7 protein-coding genes are annotated in these 16,192 nt (G+C 72.3%); 5 read left to right on the top strand and 2 right to left on the bottom strand.

The genetic code is table 11. The annotated features are described in order from the left end of the window. Window positions 1–186: 186 nt before the first annotated feature. Window positions 187–1,539, bottom strand: coding sequence for an ABC transporter substrate-binding protein (locus ACZ6ZR_RS25720; RefSeq protein ID WP_465646057.1), 1,353 nt, complete (start codon window positions 1,537–1,539; stop codon window positions 187–189). A 202-nt stretch (window positions 1,540–1,741) separates the two neighbouring features. On the opposite strand from ACZ6ZR_RS25720, the gene ACZ6ZR_RS25715 reads away from it, so the two are divergent. Beyond that, window positions 1,742–4,096: a carbohydrate-binding protein gene (locus ACZ6ZR_RS25715; protein WP_465646055.1), complete on the top strand. Its 2,355-nt coding sequence runs from the start codon at window positions 1,742–1,744 to the stop codon at window positions 4,094–4,096. 216 nt (window positions 4,097–4,312) lie between these two features. On the opposite strand, the gene ACZ6ZR_RS25710 is transcribed toward ACZ6ZR_RS25715, so the two are convergent. After that, a complete protein-coding gene (locus tag ACZ6ZR_RS25710; protein ID WP_465646053.1) occupies window positions 4,313–4,708 on the bottom strand; it encodes a hypothetical protein in 396 nt (131 codons plus the stop codon). Here ACZ6ZR_RS25710 and ACZ6ZR_RS25705 point away from each other — a divergent pair. The 4 genes from ACZ6ZR_RS25705 to ACZ6ZR_RS25690 all read left to right on the top strand — a co-directional run bounded on the left by ACZ6ZR_RS25705 (window position 4,692) and on the right by ACZ6ZR_RS25690 (window position 16,151). After that, window positions 4,692–5,270, top strand: coding sequence for a hypothetical protein (locus ACZ6ZR_RS25705; RefSeq protein ID WP_465646051.1), 579 nt, complete (start codon window positions 4,692–4,694; stop codon window positions 5,268–5,270). The genes ACZ6ZR_RS25710 and ACZ6ZR_RS25705 overlap by 17 nt on opposite strands. Window positions 5,271–5,375: 105 nt before the next feature. Continuing rightward, window positions 5,376–6,401 carry a hypothetical protein gene (locus tag ACZ6ZR_RS25700; RefSeq protein WP_465646049.1) on the top strand — a complete coding sequence of 342 codons (1,026 nt, stop codon included), beginning with the start codon at window positions 5,376–5,378 and terminating at the stop codon, window positions 6,399–6,401. A gap of 146 nt (window positions 6,402–6,547) precedes the next feature. Continuing rightward, window positions 6,548–7,072, top strand: coding sequence for a hypothetical protein (locus ACZ6ZR_RS25695; RefSeq protein ID WP_465646047.1), 525 nt, complete (start codon window positions 6,548–6,550; stop codon window positions 7,070–7,072). A 4-nt stretch (window positions 7,073–7,076) separates the two neighbouring features. Continuing rightward, on the top strand, window positions 7,077–16,151 hold the full coding sequence (locus ACZ6ZR_RS25690) for a WXG100-like domain-containing protein (RefSeq protein WP_465646045.1): 9,075 nt from the start codon (window positions 7,077–7,079) through the stop codon (window positions 16,149–16,151). The last annotated feature ends 41 nt before the right edge of the window (window positions 16,152–16,192 follow it).

Genomic DNA, 16,192 nt, shown 5'->3' with positions numbered 1-16,192 from the left:
CGCGCCGCAGGCCCCGCAGGCGCCGACCGGTCCGGTTCCCTCGCAGCGCCGGCCCGACAGCGACGGCCCCACCTTCGGGCCGCGCCCGGCCGCCGCCCGCGGCCCCCCCCCCCCCCCCCCCCCCCCCCCCCCCCCCCCCCCCCCGCCCCGCCGCCCCCCCCCCCCCGCCTCCGCGTCGTCTCCGGCTCACCTGACCAGCTTGCGGCCCGACTGCTGGGCGAGCTGGTCGGCCGCCTTGCGCAGCACGTCGGCGGGGTCGGCGCCCTTGAGCAGGACCTTGGTCTGGGCGTCCGTCACCACCTTGAGGGCGCGGGCGTAGTCGGAGGTGTAGTTGAAGGCCGGGGAGGGCGCCTTGAGCGCCTCCAGGAAGACCTCGCCCTTGCGCTGCTCGCGGAAGAAGGGGGAGGTGGTGTGGAAGACCGGGTCCTCGTACGCCTTGAGCAGGGCGGGGGCGATGCCCTTGCCGCGGTAGATGGCGACCTGGGAGTCGGGCCGGGTGAGCACGAACTCGATGAAGGTCCAGGCGGCGGCCTGCTGGGTGCTGCTGCCGTTGATCCCCAGGTGGGTGGAGTTGACGGTCGCGGCGGTGGAGCCGCCGCGCCGCATGGCCGGGGGCAGCCGGACCGCCCACTTGCCGGCCTCCTCCGGGACGGTCTCCTCGATCACGCCGCCGAACCAGGTGGGCCAGGGCAGCACGGCGGCGGTGCCCTGCTTGATGGAGCTGATCAGGGCGGTCCAGCCGCCGGCCAGGTCGGAGACCAGCCCGGCGTCGTTCATCTTCTTGATGACGGTCATCGCCTTGACGGCCTCGGGCGAGTCCAGCGTGATGGCGCCTTCGAGGTTGAAGTAGAAGGAGCCCTGGAGCTGGAGCAGCAGCTGGAAGAAGTTGGCGGCGTCGGCCTGTGAGGCGGGCTTGTCGATGCCCAGCAGGTACTTGCCGGTCTTCGCCTTGATCTTCTTGCCGGCCTCGATCGCGTCGTCCCAGGTGTCCAGCGCGTTCGGGTCCACCCCGGCCTGCTCGAAGACGTCGGCGCGGTACCAGAAGCCACCCGAATTCGCCTCCCAGGGAAGGGCGTTGACGCGACCCTGGGGTGCGACGGTGGCCCACAGGCCCTGGGCGAAGGCCTCCTTGTAGCGGGAGGCGCCGAGCGGTCCGAGGTCGGCCAGGCCGATCGGGAACTTCTCGACGTAGCTGGGCAGGTAGTCCACGCCGATGTGCAGCACGTCGGCGAGGCCGGCGCCGCCGGCCGCCATCCCGGTGTTGATCTTGTCCCAGATCGCCGGGTTACCGATGTCCTGGACGTTGACCTTGATGTCCGGATAGACCGCGTTGAACGCCGGCACCAGCGCCTTGAGTTGGGCGGCGGGGCCCTGCCAGCTCCAGACCGATATGTCGCCCTTGGTGGCCGAGCCGGGGTCCCCCGCGCTCGCCCCGGCCTTCGGGGTACCGGTGCCGGCACAGGCCGCAACTCCTGACAGACCCAGGCCCACCGCGAGCGTTCCCCCGGCCTTCAGCACTCCGCGACGGCTTATGTCCATGTCAGAACCCCTTGACCACTTGCTCGGAGCCGGCTCCATTGCCGACGGGGCAGGAGGCTAGCAACCTTGCAAAGTTGCTTGCAAGGTATTCATGGAAGCTTTCTGACGTATATGGCATCGCAATGTTGCAAAACTAGGGGAAGCCCGATCCGGACTGCTAGCGTCCGCCCATCGCCTTCCGACCCCTCACCGGAGCTCCCCCATGCGCCCCATCCGTCCCGCACGCCTGACCGTCCTCACCGCACTCTCCCTGCTCACCGGCCTCGCGCCGCTCACCACGGCCGCCCCCACCGCGGCCGCGGCCACCACGCCGCCGCCCGCCCTGGCCAACCCCGGCTTCGAACAGGGCGCCACTGCCTGGAACTTCACCACCGGCACCGGCACCGCCACCAACAACCCCCGCACCGGCGGCCGACTCGCCTACCTGGACGCGGGCGCCGGCAAGAAGATCTGGCAGACCGTCACCCCCACCACCACCGGCACCTACGACCTCACCGCCTGGATCGCCACCGGCGGCGCGGGCGGCAGCTTCACCGTCCGGGTCAACGGCACCACGGCGGGCACCGTGGCCCTGCCCGGGAACTCCGCCTACACCCGCTTCACCGTGCCCCGGGTCGCGGTGAAGGCCGGCGACAGCGTCGAGATCGCCTTCGAGTCCGGCACCGCCTGGATCAACGTCGACGACGTCGCCGTGTACCGCAGCGCCCCGATAGCCGTGACCAACCCCGGCTTCGAACTCGGCACCACCGCCTGGAACTTCACCACCGGCACCGGTACCGCCACCAACAACCCGCACTTCGGCGGCCGGCTCGCCTACCTGGACGCGGGCGCCGGCAAGAAGATCTGGCAGACCGTCACCCCGATCACCGACGGCAGCTTCGACTTCTCCGCCTGGATCGCCACCGGCGGCACCGGCGGCAGCTTCACCGTCCGGGTCAACGGCACCACCGCCGGCACCGTGGCCCTGCCCAGTCGCTCCACCTACGCCCGCTACACCGTCAGCCGGGTGCCGGTGAAGGCCGGCGACAGCGTCGAGATCGCCTTCGAGTCCGGCACCGCCTGGATCAACGTCGACGACCTGATGCTCTCCCCCGCCTCCCCCGCCGACCCGGTGGTCACCTCCTCCGACCCCAAGGCGGCCGCCCTCTTCGACTGGGCCAAGCGCAAGGCCAACAGCTGGGTCCAGGTCCCCGGCACCAACGGCCCGCTCAACGTGGACGAGGGCCACCCCTCCGGCTCGGGCAGCGCCACCTACGAGGCCTCCTACTGGGCCGGCTACGCCCACCGCAGCGCCTACTATTCCCGCGACATGTCCCACCAGGTGGCCAGCGCCTCCGTCCTCGGCCTCAACGCCGAGAACCTCACCATGCTCCGCGCCTTCGCCGCCTCGGCGACCCCGGAGCACAAGTACTACCCGGTCTGGGCGCTCAACTTCGACAACCGGACCTACCTCTCCATCGACTACAACGGCCCGGACTCCTTCGTCCGCGAGGTCCCGGCCGCCTTCGAGCTGGTCGAGAAGGCCGACGAGGCGTACCGCTGGAGCGGCGACCGCTCCTACGTCGACGACACCGCCCTGTGGGACTTCTACCGGCACGCCACCAAGGAGTTCGTCGAGCTGCACGACTCCGCCAGGCCGAACGGCGTTGCCGAGGGCACGGGCAACGGCATCTTCTCCGGTTCCGCCAGCTACGAGGAGCTCGGCGACGACCACTTCGCGGAGGCCGGCGACTCCATCGGCTCCCAGTACCAGGCCTTCCTCGCAATGGCCGCGCTGGCCGGCGGCAAGGGCGACGCCGCCCTCTCCGCCCAGTACACCCAGAAGGCCGCCGACCTGAAGAGCTACTTCAACTCGACCTGGAGCGGCACGGGTTCGGGCGCGGCGATGGTCCGCGGCTACTCCACCTCCGGCGCCGCCTCGACCGGCTGGGGCAAGGAGAACAGCTGGTTCATGCCGATGAAGAGGATCACCGCGCCGGGCACCCGCAACGACGCCTACCTCGACTACGTCGACCTGCAGGCGAGCGGGAGCGGCAAGCCCGACAACATCGAAGCCATCACCTACCTGCCCGACACGTACTTCACCTACAACCGCAACGACACCGCGTGGAAGTGGATGCAGTACGTCTACGACCGCCGCGACGACAAGCACCCCGTCGCGGCCCAGGGCAACAATGGCGACTACCCCGAGGTCTCCTTCACCCTGGTCAGCCAGACCGTCGAGGGCCTGATGGGCGTGGAGCCCAACGCCCCGGCCCGCACCCTGGCCACCGCCTCCCACCTGCCCACCGGCATGGGCTGGCTGCAGGTCTCCGACCTGCGCCTGGGCGCCAACTCCCTGACCCTGCGCCACGACGGCGCCACCAAGTCCACCCTCACCAACACCACCGGCCCCGACACCTACACCTGGGAGGCCCGCTTCCCCGGCACCGCCTCCACCATCACGGTGAACGGCCTCGCCAGGCCCGCCGCCACCAAGACCGTCGACGGCACCACCTACAGCTACACCACCGTCGCCGTCACCCCCGGAACCACGGTGACGGCCCAGGCCTCCTGAACCCACGTCAGACCCCAAACGGTGAGAGGCCGGTGACACCCCGACGAACGGAGGGGCGCCACCGGCCTCTCTGGCGACGGACCGACCCTCAACGGCCGCCACCAGCGCGCCATCAGCGTTACCCCGACCAGCCGACACTCCCATGTGGCGACCGGGTGCGGCGGGGCCGCCGACGACGTTCGAACGCTATCAAACTCAAACCACCAGAATCAAACATCAACCGCTGGGGCAGGGCTCCCGGTACGGGATGCCCGGGGCGTACAGCTGCCACTGGTCGCGGGTGATCGGGACCCCGCCGTACGAGCAGAGCCGCGCAGCCAGCACACCGGTGTCCGTCGGCAACACCTGGACCCCGCCACCTCCCTCGATCACCAAGGAGGATCCGGCAGCCGGGAAAACCACCTGATCGAACCTCAGCAGTCCCTCGAGATCGGCCACCCGCCTCGGATCGGCCGACCGACGAACATCCCACAGCTGTAGCGTCGAAACCATGTCCCGGACCGCCAGCAGCCCGGCCGTCCGGTCGAACGCCAGGTCCGAGACGGTCCGGACGGTGGACACCACCGCCTGCCGGCGCGGCTGCTGGAAGTCGGAGATGTCCCACAGTGCCACCGTGCTGTCCTCGGCGCCCGAGACCGCGATCCTGCCGAGGTCCGAACTCAGCGCCACCGCGGTGCCCACGGCCTTCGGCAGCGCGCTCTCCCGTCGGGCGGCCGGCCCGGGTGAAGCGGAACAGATGCAGCTCGACACAGTGGCAGAGCGGCTTCTCCGTCGCCACCACGGCCAGCACCGCCGCGCCTCCCGCACCGCGGGTGACGAACGGCGCCCGGTCCCAGGCCACCGGCGACGAACCGTCCGCCACCGGCCGTGCCGGGTCACTGACGTCCGGATCGACAGCCCGGACCTCGACTGGCGCCGCCGTCAGAGCCTGATGCACTGCTCCCCGGTCACCGTCCCCGACCGGGTCACCCGGGCGGTCGCCGCCTACCTCGCCTCCTTCCACCTCGTCTTCGGCGCCTTCGACTTCGCCGTCACGGCGGCCGGCGAGTGGTTCTTCCTGGAGTGCAACCCCAACGGCCAGTGGGCCTGGCAGCCCACCGCCACCACCGAGGCCATCGCCCGAGCCCTCGCCGACCACCTCCAACACGGCCCACCGGACACCCCGCACGGCTGAGGCACCCTCCGCCCCAACCCGTGGACGGAGCCGGAACCGTGCATACCGGCACCCCGCACGGGGAAGCCTCTCCGGCCGGTCGAACACACGACAGCTGGGGGGCTCATGGACGTGGCGGCACTGGCGGCGCTGGTGGTGTCGGTGATCTCGGGGATCGCGACCGGCATCGGCACGGGAGTCGGCACCGGCCTGGGGAACGCGGTGGGGGAACGGGTCAACCGGACAACGCGCGAACGCCTCGGGATGGACGAGGAGAGCAGGCGGGTGCTCGAACGCTTCGACGGCGATCCCGCGGGGACGGCGACCCAGGAGGAGCTGCGGGCACGGCTGTTGACACTCCTGGAGCAGGAGCCGCTCTTCGCCGCCCACCTCCGCAGCCTCACGGCCGCGCCGGCGCAGCAGCCGTCCGGCGGCATGAGCCAGCACTTCAACGTCGGACGCGACATGTCGAACAACGTCATCGCCGTCGGCCCGCTCAGCATCCGCAAGAGCCCGGGCCCGATCGCCGCCGTCGTCCTCGCGGTGGTGATCGTCCTGGCCTTCGCCGTCAACGGCGCGCTGAAGGTGTTCGACGCCGACGACACCCCATTCTTCGCCTCCGCGCCCGACAAGGCCACGGCAGTCCGGGACACCCGGCTGGCGAAGGCCATCGCGCCGGACCTGCAGTCCATGCCGGCCGGCTGGCGGGCGGGTAGTGAGCTGGAGTTCGCCCCGGGCTGCGACCGCGGCTGCACGGGGCGCCTCTCCGTACAGGGCACACAGTTCGACGACTCTTCCCACTCCACCGGGGTCAAGTTCGGCTACGCCACCTTCGACAGCGCCGAGAACGCCACCGCCGCCTACCGGTCCGCGAGCAGTCACCCCGGCGGGACGGGCGACACCTCCCCGATCTCGCTGGAGCAGATCGGAGACGCCAGCACCGCCTACTCGTCGAGCGAGTACGACGGAGCCCAGCACGCGTACTCGGGCGTGGTCATCCTCCGCGCCGGTACCGTCCTCGGTCAGGTGGAGTACTCCAGCGGCACCAAGAAGCTCGACACCAAGTCCCTGGTCGCGTTCGCCAAACTGCTGGCCGACCGGGCCCGCCAGGCCCAGAACGGCCAGGAACCCACCGCACGGGTCGATCTCTAGTGCCGTGCCCGATGTGACGCTCCCTCAGATCAGCAGCCTGCAGGACTCCTTGAGGCCCCCGGCCGGTCATGTCACGGCCATGTGGGCTGGCTAGCCTCCCGCGCTGGAGGCGCGTCCGGCGCCCGTGCCGCTGACGGAGGAGCACCATGAGCAACGACGAGCCGGCCCGGACCGATGCGCTGCAGGCGGCGAGACGCGTCAGCGGGACCTCCGTCCCCGCCCAGGGCGGGGACGGCGCCGGGCAGGGGTTCCAGGTCAAGCCGGAGCAGTACCAGGCGGCGGTGTCGCCGCTGCTCGCCGCCGCTGAGCAAGTCCGGGCGCTGTACGCCTCCTTGGAGGCCTTCCTGCCGTCGGCGGAGGCGACGAACCCCTGGGGCAACGACGACTCCGGCAAGAAGTTCGCCGAGGGCGACAAGGGCTACCTGAAGTTCAGCAAGGACACCCTGGAGGTCGTCAAGGGCCTGCCCGAGGCGCTGAAGGGCATCGCCGAGGGCATGAAGGCGATGGCCGAGGGCTACGACGACGCGGAGCAGACGATCGTCTCCGCGCTGGAGACCCTCGACGCCACCGAGATCGCGATCCCCGCGGCGCCGGTCCTTCAGGACGCGCCGTTGAACAACCCCGTGCACATCCCGGTGACCCCGCGGATCTCGCAGAGCGGAAGGCACTGACCCCATGGCCGTCGAACTCCCCGAACCCCTCCAGTGGGTGCTCCTGCTGCTGGCCGGCTGCCGCTGGCCCGAAGCGGACGAGGACCTGCTCCGCGACATGGCCGAACGCTGCCGTCAGGCCGCCTCGGACCTGACGGACGCCACGGAGAGTTCCGACGCCGCGATCAAACGCGCGCTCGACGGCCAACAGGGCCGCGCCGCCGAGGCCTTGGCCGCCTACTGGGCGAACTACGCCACCGGAAAGGGCACCCCGGAGGAGCCCGGCTACCTGCCCGGCGCGGTCAACTCGCTCAACGGCATGGGCGACATGCTGGAGCAGACGGCCAACGCCGCCGAGACCGCGAAGATCCAGATCATCGCCCAACTCGGCATCCTCGCCTTCGAGATCGCCACCGCCGAGGCGGAGGCCCCGTTCACGGCGGGTGCCTCGCTGCTCCAGGTGCCCGTGATGGTCGGGGTCAGCCGGACCGTGGTCACCACCATCCTCAAGACCCTGCTCAAGGAAATGATCGAGATGGCGGCCAAGCAGGCCGCCCAGATGGCCGCCATCAACCTGCTTGCCCAGGGCATCCAGGTCGCCGAGGGCCACCGCAAGAGCATCGACATGAAGGAGCTGGGCCAGAACGCGCTGGGCGGCGCGGTCGGCGGGGCCTCCGCCCACCTGATCGGCAAGGGGATCGGCGGGGCGGGCGCCAAGCTCGGCGCCGAACGGGCGCTCAACTCCACGGTCGGGAAGATGGCCACGGGCGCGGCCGTCGGCGTCGGCGCGGACGTCTCCACCCAGCTGATCACCACCGGCAAGGTGGACGGCGAGTCCCTGCTCGGCTCCGGCCTCTCCGGCGGCGCGGGCGCGGGCCTGCACGCCGGCTCCTCCGCGATCAAGGGCCACCTCAACGCCCCCAAGGCCGGAGACCTGCCGCACGTCGACACGGCGGGCACCCGCTCGCTCGACGGCGGCGACGGCCAGCCGACCTTCACCAAGTCCACGCCCCGTGCGACGGAAGGCAGTTACCACGGCCCGGCCGGCGAAGGCGGTGGCGGTTCGACCAGCCGTTCCCTGGACGGCGACCAGGGCTCCACCTCCGGCACGGGTACGCACGGCACGGCCGAGGGCCGCCCCAGCAGCAGCGCGGGAGAGCAGCGGGTGAACGGTCTGACCCCGTTCGGCTCCAGCCGCTCCCTGAGTGAACCCTCGTCACCGACCTTCTCCCGCACGGAGGTCGGCCAGCACACGCCCGCCGAGCACACGGTGACCGGGACGACGCGTTCCCTCGACCCCACGTCCCAGCGCTCGGTGCCCACTGAGCCGACCCAGGTGCACACGGCGGTGCCGCGCCAGGACTCGCCCGTCACGACCCCACGCGAACAGGTCCAGGCGCACGAACCGACCCTCCAGCGCAGCCACTCGGAGCCGACCCTCCGCCAGGACCAGCCCGCAACCGCCCACGAGCCGCTGCTCACCCGCACCGACAGCGCCCCCGTCACGCCCCACGACTCCACCCTCCAGCGCAGCCCCGTCGAACCGACCGTCCGCCAGGAACCACAGCTCACCCGCACCGACAGCACCCCGGTCACCCCGGCGACCCCGCACGAACCGACCGTCCGTCAGGAGCCCCTGCTCACGCGAACCGACAGCACCCCGGTAGCGCCCCAGGAGCCGGTCCTCCAGCGCAGCCACTCGGAGCCGACCCTCCGCCAGGACCAGCCCGCCACCGCCCACGAGCCGCTGCTCACCCGCACCGACAGCACCCCGGTCACCCCGGCGACCCCGCACGAGCCGACCGTCCGTCAGGAGCCCCTGCTCACGCGAACCGACAGCACCCCGGTAACGCCCCAGGAGCCGGTCCTCCAGCGCAGCCACTCCGAGCCGACCCTCCGCCAGGACCAGCCCGCCACCGCCCACGAGCCGCTGCTCACCCGCACCGACAGCACCCCCGTCACGCCCCACGACTCCACCCTCCAGCGCAGCCCCGTCGAGCCGACGGTCACTCACGACCCGGCCCCTCGCCCGTCCGTGGCGGAGAGCACGCCCCAACCGGCCCACCAACCCGCCACGGAGCGCGGTGCCTCCGAGACACCCGTGCAGCGGCAGGAGCAGCCGGCCGAGCCGCCCGCCTCCCGGCCCGCCACGCCCGTGCACGAGCAGTCCGCCCCGGCCCCCGCTCCCGTCGCGCACGCGGCCACCCCCGTACGCGAGTCCGTGACCGAGTCCTCGGACCTGTCCTCGCAGCAGCGCGTCGGCTCCACCTCGGTCCCCAACCTCGCCGGGACGCTCGGCGGCGGCGGTCACACCAACCTCGACGGCGGCACCCGGATCTCCGGCGGCCAGTCGCCCACCCGGAACGAACCGGAGCCGGTGGTGACCGGCCGGGTCTCGCCCGAGCCCTCCGCCCCCGCCCAGAACCCGGCCGCCACTCCCCCGGCCCCCGGCGGCTTCGTCACCGGACCGGTCGGCGGCCACGGCACCGGGACGACGACCGGCAACCGCGGAGGCGGCACCAGCCGCCCCGCAGAACCGGCCCCGACCCCCTCCCGGCCGACCACTCCCACGGCCACCCCGACCACCAGGCCCTCCGCCGGTTCCGGCTCCCTCAAGCCCGGCCCCGAGCGCGCGCCGCGAGACCCCGCGCCGACGGACGATCAGGTGTACGACGGCTTCCGGGAGTTCATGGGCCGGATCGACGCCGCGGCTCCCCCCACACCGGCACCGACCCACGCCCCGCCCCAGGAGCACCAGCCTCCGAAGACCGCCGAAGAGACCCCGACTTCCACCGACTCGACCACCACCCCCGGCACCACCCACGTCCCGGCACCCGCCCACCCCACCCCGTCGGACGCCACCTTCCCGCCGCCCGGCCCCCGGGTGCCGGTGGCCGGCGACGGCCTCTGCCTGCTCAACTCCCTCGCCGTGAGCGCCCCCGGGCTGCCGGGCACGCACGGCACGGGCGCGGTCAGCCCGGCGCGGCGGCTGCAGACGGCGGTGGACCGGCACTTCACCGACCTGCCCCGGCAGCAGTGGCCCCCGGAGGTGGTCGCCAACTACCGCAACCACCAGCTCGGCCGCCCGGACCTGACCGCGAACGACCTCCTCGAGTACCTCCCGCGCGACGTCCGGGAGGGATACGTCGGGATGCCGCTCGACGACCTGCGGCAGATCGTCGGCGACCACCTCGCCGACAACACCCCGCCGCCCACGCCCGAGGAGCGGGACGCGCTGCTGCGGACCGTCCGCGACTGGCGCAACCGCTGGCTGACCACCGAGGGCGAGATGCTCCCGGCCGCCGCCGCCCACGCACTCGACCTGCGCATGCGGGTGCTCGACCACGACGGCACCCCGCTGGCGGTCTTCGGTCCGCCGGACGGGCAGCAGGTGACGGTCTATCACCGGGGCAACCACTACGACGGCAGCGAACCGGCGCCCGTCCACCCGCCGGCCGTCACGCCGACCCCCAACCCCACCCCGGCGGTCAAGGCACCGGAGGTCAAGGCCGAGGACCCCAGCAACGGGCAGAAGAAGGACGAGCCCGCTCCCCCGAAGGACCCCACCCCTGAGGTGAAGGAGCCCGAGACCAAGGAGCCCGAGACCAAGGAGCCGGAGACCAAGGAGCCCGAGACCAAGGAGCCCGAGACCAAGGAGCCCGAGACCAAGAACCCCGAGGTCAGGCCCGAGGAGCCCGGCGAGAAGCCCGCCACGCCCCCCGAGGCCGAGCCGAAGGCGCCCGCCGCGGAGAGCACCGCTCCCCGCCCGATCGCGGGCAACGACCTCGTCGTCGGCCTCACCGGGAACGAGGCGGCGGTCCGTCAGAAGGTCATCGACGTGCTCGCCGGGGTCGTCCCGGGTGACCGGGCGGCCGCGCGGGCCTTCGCCGACGCCCACTTCGGCCCGGCCACCCTGCGGCCGATGCTCAGCGCGCTATCGCGCGGGGAGACCTGGACGGTCCCGCTCGAAGGCAACGGCTGGAGTGGCAACATCAAGCTCCGAGGCGAGGTCACCGAGTCGACCCACCTGCGCACCGAGAAGATCGAGTTCGAGAACGGCGCCGACCGCACCGTCGCGCTCGGCGGCGGCCGGGACTCGCAGTGGCAGTACAACATCGGGCTCCAGACCCGCCAGGCGGGCGCCGGCGCCGAAGGGGCCGAGCTGGCCTCGTACTTCCACGACCGCGGCCAGGGCGAGGTCAACCTCGACCTCGGCGGCATGGTGGCCCGGTCCAAGACCTCCGAGCCCGCCGACGTGTTCGAGACCAAGATGAAGCTGGAGCTCGACTTCGGCTCGCTGCGCCACGACCACCAGCCCGTCACCACCGACCCCTCCGGCCGCCACACCGAGGCGGTCGATCTCAGCCTGAACGTCGCGGTGCCGCAGCGTCCTGACGGTGACTCGGTCGGCGAACTGCGCACGCCCCCGCAGCGCCTGCTGGACGGCCGGGTCGGCGGCCAGGAGATCGTGCTCGACCTCTCCCCGCACGGCGGCGGCCCCACCGGCAAGCAGCCCGTCGAGGCACTGCTCGACCAGGTCGAGGCGGCGGCGAAGCAGGAGTTCGGCAAGGACTGGCCGGCGATGCGCGAGAAGGTCCTCGCCGAGGTCGACCTCCCCCGGCTCCAGCGGGACCTCAAGAGCATGACGGCCGGCGAACCGAGCACGGTCACCCTCAAGGACCGCCGTGGCAACACCCTCGGCACGGTCGAAATCAGCGCCAAGGTCGGCGACCTGCGCCAGACCGGGACCACCAAGGAGACCGAGTTCAACATCGGCACCTCCGTCCAGCAGGTCCGCAGCACCGCGAACACCCGTGGGAACGCAGGGCAGTTCGGACTGGCCGGTGCGCTCCGTCCGGCGCCCGCGGTGTTCAGCGGCGGCGGCGCGGGGCGGCTCGGGCGGGACCACGTCGAGATCTCCGGTGACAGCCGGACGTCCCAGCTGACCAGCAAGTCGAAGGTGCCGGGCGTGCGGTACGAGGGCCCAGTGCAGTTCGAGATGACCTTCAACGGCAAGCCCGAGACGCACGCGGCGGGCACGGCGGACGTCAAACTCCTGGTCGACCGCGCCGACACCACCACCCCGGCCCCCAAGACCGACGAGACCACCCCCTCGCCGAAGCCCGACGAGACCACCCCCGCGCCGAAGCCCGACGAGACCACTCCGCCGCCCACCCACGAGGTCACCAGCCCGCCCGACTCCGTCTGGCACGGCGGCAACGACCGGGGCGGCCTCGGCGAGACGGTCGTGGTCCGCGACCTGGAGAGCACCGCCGCGCTGCGCCAGGCGGTGGACGCCCAGGGCCGGGAGCGCTTCGGCAAGGACTGGGACTCCGTCAGGGAGCAGGTCCTGCAAGGGTTCAGCCAGCCGAACCTGGCCGCCAAGCTGACCGGGATGACCCGAGGCGAGCCCCTGGAGATCAAGATCCCGGGCAAGGAGGACCTGGTCGTCACGGCGACCGCCCGGGTCGAGCAGATGACCTACCGGCGCGAGGACGGCAAGGCCGAGCTCAACACCGTGAACGAGACCGGCAGTTTCCACCTCGACCGCCAACTGCTCTCCCGCACCGCCCTGGTGAACGGCCAGGTCGGCGGCACCGTCGCCAAGCCCACCCCGGGTGCGCCGGGCGCCGACCTGGTCGGCGGCGTCAACGGCCAGCAGCGCGACCGGGCCGGTGCGCAGGGGCGGCAGGCCGACCGGGTGTACGCCAACGGCAAGTACTCGGCGCCGCAGGTCATCTACGGTGCCGGGCTGACGGTGGACGTGCACTTCGGCCCGCCCGGCGAGAAGGGTGGTGCCGGCAAGTCCGACACCTCGGCCCCGCTCAAGGTCGAGGTCGGCCTGGACGCCCGGGACACCGTCAAGGTCCAGGCGCCGCGCACCGAGGACGGCTCGGTCGACTTCAAGCGGCCCTCCGAGCCCAGGCCGAAGGAGGAGCCGGCCAAGCCCGAGGCCACCCACCTCGCGCCGCAACGGATGCGCGAGCAGCACGAGCTGAACGCCTCCTACGTGGTGCACAGCCTCAACGGCGCCGACAAGGTGCGCAGTTCGGTCGAGGACGCGGTCCGGAACAAGTACGGCGAACCCTCGGACGAGGTGAAGCAGAAGCTCGACGCCTCCCTCGACCGGGTCGCGCTGAAGACCAAGCTCTCCCAGCTCACCCGGGGCGGGCAGATCACCGAGACCGTCTCCGGCACCACCTGGAAGGCCGAAGTCACCGTCACCGCACGGCTGCAGGACTCGGCCTACCACTCGAAGGCGGACAAGTACGAGTTCGAGTCGGGCAGCCGCTCCTCGCGCGGCCAGGGCAATCTGCGGGACGGCCGCGAGCGGTTCGACGGCGGCGGCCTGCTCCGGATGCGGGCACCGATCGTCGACGCCACCGGCGGCTACACCTACCGGATGGACCGGACCTACGGCCACGGTTCGGAGACCGTCGGCTCGGCCTCCAACCGGGGCAAGCACGTCGAGCCGGCCATCTTCTTCGACGTGAACACCGCCTACGACGTCAAGGTCGAGTTCACCCGGCTCGGGGTGAACGACGGTTCGCACGTCCAACAGGTCGACACGGTGGCCCGGGTGGCCGTCCCGACCCGGGACGCCGAACCGGTGTCCGGCCCGGTCGAGCGGCCCACCACCACGCAGCCCAAGGGCTTCGTGGAGGGCCGCCGCCTCGACTCCTCCGCCATCGTCACCGACGTCCACGCCCTGCCGAACCCGAGCACCGGCGCCAGCCCAGGCCCGGGCCCCCGGCAGACGCTGGGCGACTCGCTCCTCTCCCAGGTCGAGTCCGGCTGGAAGCCCAACTCCCTTCTCCCCTCCTTCGGGAACCCCGGTGGGAAGCCCAAGTTGGAGAGCAACCCGTTCGGCAGCGACTGGCCCGGCCTGCGCACCAAGCTGGACGCGGAGCTCACTCCCGACAAGCTCCAGTCCCGGTTGAAGGGCATGACGGCCGGCGACGAGATCGTGGTGCACCACGGCCGCACCACCGTCCGGGTCGGCGCGGTGCTCCGCGACCGGATGGAGCACCTGGGCGACTCCGGCACCACCGAGTTCAACACCGGCACCGACGTCCAGCGCTCCTTCGCCGACGCCAAGGGCACCGCCCACGGCCACCAGGGCCTGCTGGGGGTGACCGCCGCGGTGCCCGTCCCGAACACGCCCGTCTCGGTGACGGCCGGACTGACCGGCACCGGCGGGCGCGGCCAGGAGCACTCCGAGGTCAGCAACACCAGCACCTCGGCCGGCTCGGCCACCAAGGCCAAGCTGCCCGGCAGCGCCTACCGGGGCGAGGCGGAGCTCCAGTTCACCATGACCAGGCGGCCGTTGATCGGCCCCTCGGTGCACCAGCAGCGGACGGCGGCGCTCGGTTTCGAGACCATCGTCGAGACCGGCGAGACCGTGCCGGTCGCCAAGCCCGCCACCGAAGACACGGCGACCGCCCCCGCGAAGCCGCCCCGGACCCTGTCGCCCGAGGCGCCCGCGACCACCGAGGTCCGGATACCGCCGGAGCGGATCTGGGAGGGCGGGCTACGCGACAGCGACGTGCTGCGCTTCCTCGGCGACGTCGGAGGCGTGCAGGACCTCGCGCGGCTGCGCGGCCCGGAGTTCTTCGGCCGGAAGGACTGGGAGCAGATGGCGCCCCTGGTCAGCGGGGCCACCTCGCACAGCCAGCTCTCCGCGCTGTTCAACACCGCGACCCAGGGCACCGAGGTCTCGGCCACCGTCCCCACCAAACGGGTCACGCTCGGCGGCGGCAAGGGGGTCGAGGTCGGCATGAAGATCGTCTCCCTCGAGCACCGGGACACCGACAAGGCCTCGGAGTCCAGCCCCTCCAACTCCACCTCCTCCTCCACCGCCCACTCGGACCCGTCGGCGAAGAACGCCGGCGCGCAGGGCCAGGTCGGCGCCCGGATCACCGGGGACGTCACCCACAACCCGGCCCTCACCGGCGGCGCCCAGCGGCTCTGGCGGGAGGGCGGCACCCACGGCGACGCGGGCCAGATCATCGCCAACGGCAAGTACCCCGTCCCGATGGCCCGTTACCAGGGCCACGCCGAGGTCGAGTTGACCCTCTTCGACGGCAAGCAGAATCCCGTCAAGGAGAAGGGCATCATCCCCTTCACCGTCGACGTCCCGCTCGCCGACACCACCAAGGTCGACCTGCCGTCCGACTCCTACCTCGCCTTCACCCCCGACCACCACACCGGCGAACTCCGCTCCACCGAGGACTCCGGCCTGCTCGACGACGTCCACCGGACCGTGTCGGGAACTGACGGACCGTTCGACCACACCAACGCCCCGCCCGCCGCGCGCGAGCAGCTGCTCGGCACCCTCCGGGTCGGACAGGCCGCCTACGGCGGGGAGTTCACCGCCGCCACCGAGGCCGGCACCGCCCACATCCGGGCCACCGACCGCCTGGTCGCACTCTCCGGCGGCTCCTCGGCCGCGACCTCCGCCCTGCTCGGCGACCTGCTCGGCAAGCCGGCCGGCACACCGCTGACCGGCGACGAGCTCCGCCAGGTGGCCGACTACGTGGAGCGGAAGTCGGCCCAGGGCCCGGTCACCCTGGACGACCTGGTCGCGGGGGCCAAGGACGGCTGGCCGGACCACGAGCCGTACGACGTCCACCGCGCGACCTGGACCGACCACGGCCCGGCCAACGAACTGGTCACCGCCGCGATGGCGGAGGCCGCGGCGGCCGCCGCCCCGCTCCTCCAGGAGGGCCTGCCGCCGGTCGGCAAGCTCTACCTCACCGTCTCCGGCGAGGGCCCGAACCTGCCGCTGCGTCAGGAGCACGACCTCACCGGCGATCCCGCCCAGCAGCTGCGCACCATCGAGGAGTCCACCTACCTCGGCCCGGGCAACCGCCCCACCGAGGTCGGCGTCCGCCTCGCCGCCGCCCCCGAGTCCGACCACCCCTGGGACTACCGCGTCACCGCCCGCCCCGAGGGCAGCCGCGAACTGACCGTCCGCCACCACCGCACCCCCGACGAACACCCCCAGGACACCCCCCTCCGCACCGCCACCACGGCCCACCTCAACGCGGCCGACACCTTCGTCAGCTCCCGCACCACCTCCCCCGCGGAGTCCGCCTGAGCACCCCACCCGTTCGAGCCCGCTGCGACGCCGCCCCCCAA

It is taken from the genome of Kitasatospora sp. NPDC088742, assembly GCF_055584905.1.
Note: the sequence above shows the minus strand (reverse complement) of the source record. Positions and strands in the feature narration are given on the sequence as shown.

Excerpts from the sequence above, each read along its gene's own strand:
- ACZ6ZR_RS25720 (WP_465646057.1), bottom strand. The coding sequence starts at position 1,539 with ATGGACATAAGCCGTCGCGGAGTGCTGAAGGCCGGGGGAACGCTCGCG.
- ACZ6ZR_RS25715 (WP_465646055.1), top strand. The coding sequence starts at position 1,742 with ATGCGCCCCATCCGTCCCGCACGCCTGACCGTCCTCACCGCACTCTCC.
- ACZ6ZR_RS25705 (WP_465646051.1), top strand. The coding sequence starts at position 4,692 with ATGTCCCACAGTGCCACCGTGCTGTCCTCGGCGCCCGAGACCGCGATC.
- ACZ6ZR_RS25700 (WP_465646049.1), top strand. The coding sequence starts at position 5,376 with ATGGACGTGGCGGCACTGGCGGCGCTGGTGGTGTCGGTGATCTCGGGG.
- ACZ6ZR_RS25695 (WP_465646047.1), top strand. The coding sequence starts at position 6,548 with ATGAGCAACGACGAGCCGGCCCGGACCGATGCGCTGCAGGCGGCGAGA.
- ACZ6ZR_RS25690 (WP_465646045.1), top strand. The coding sequence starts at position 7,077 with ATGGCCGTCGAACTCCCCGAACCCCTCCAGTGGGTGCTCCTGCTGCTG.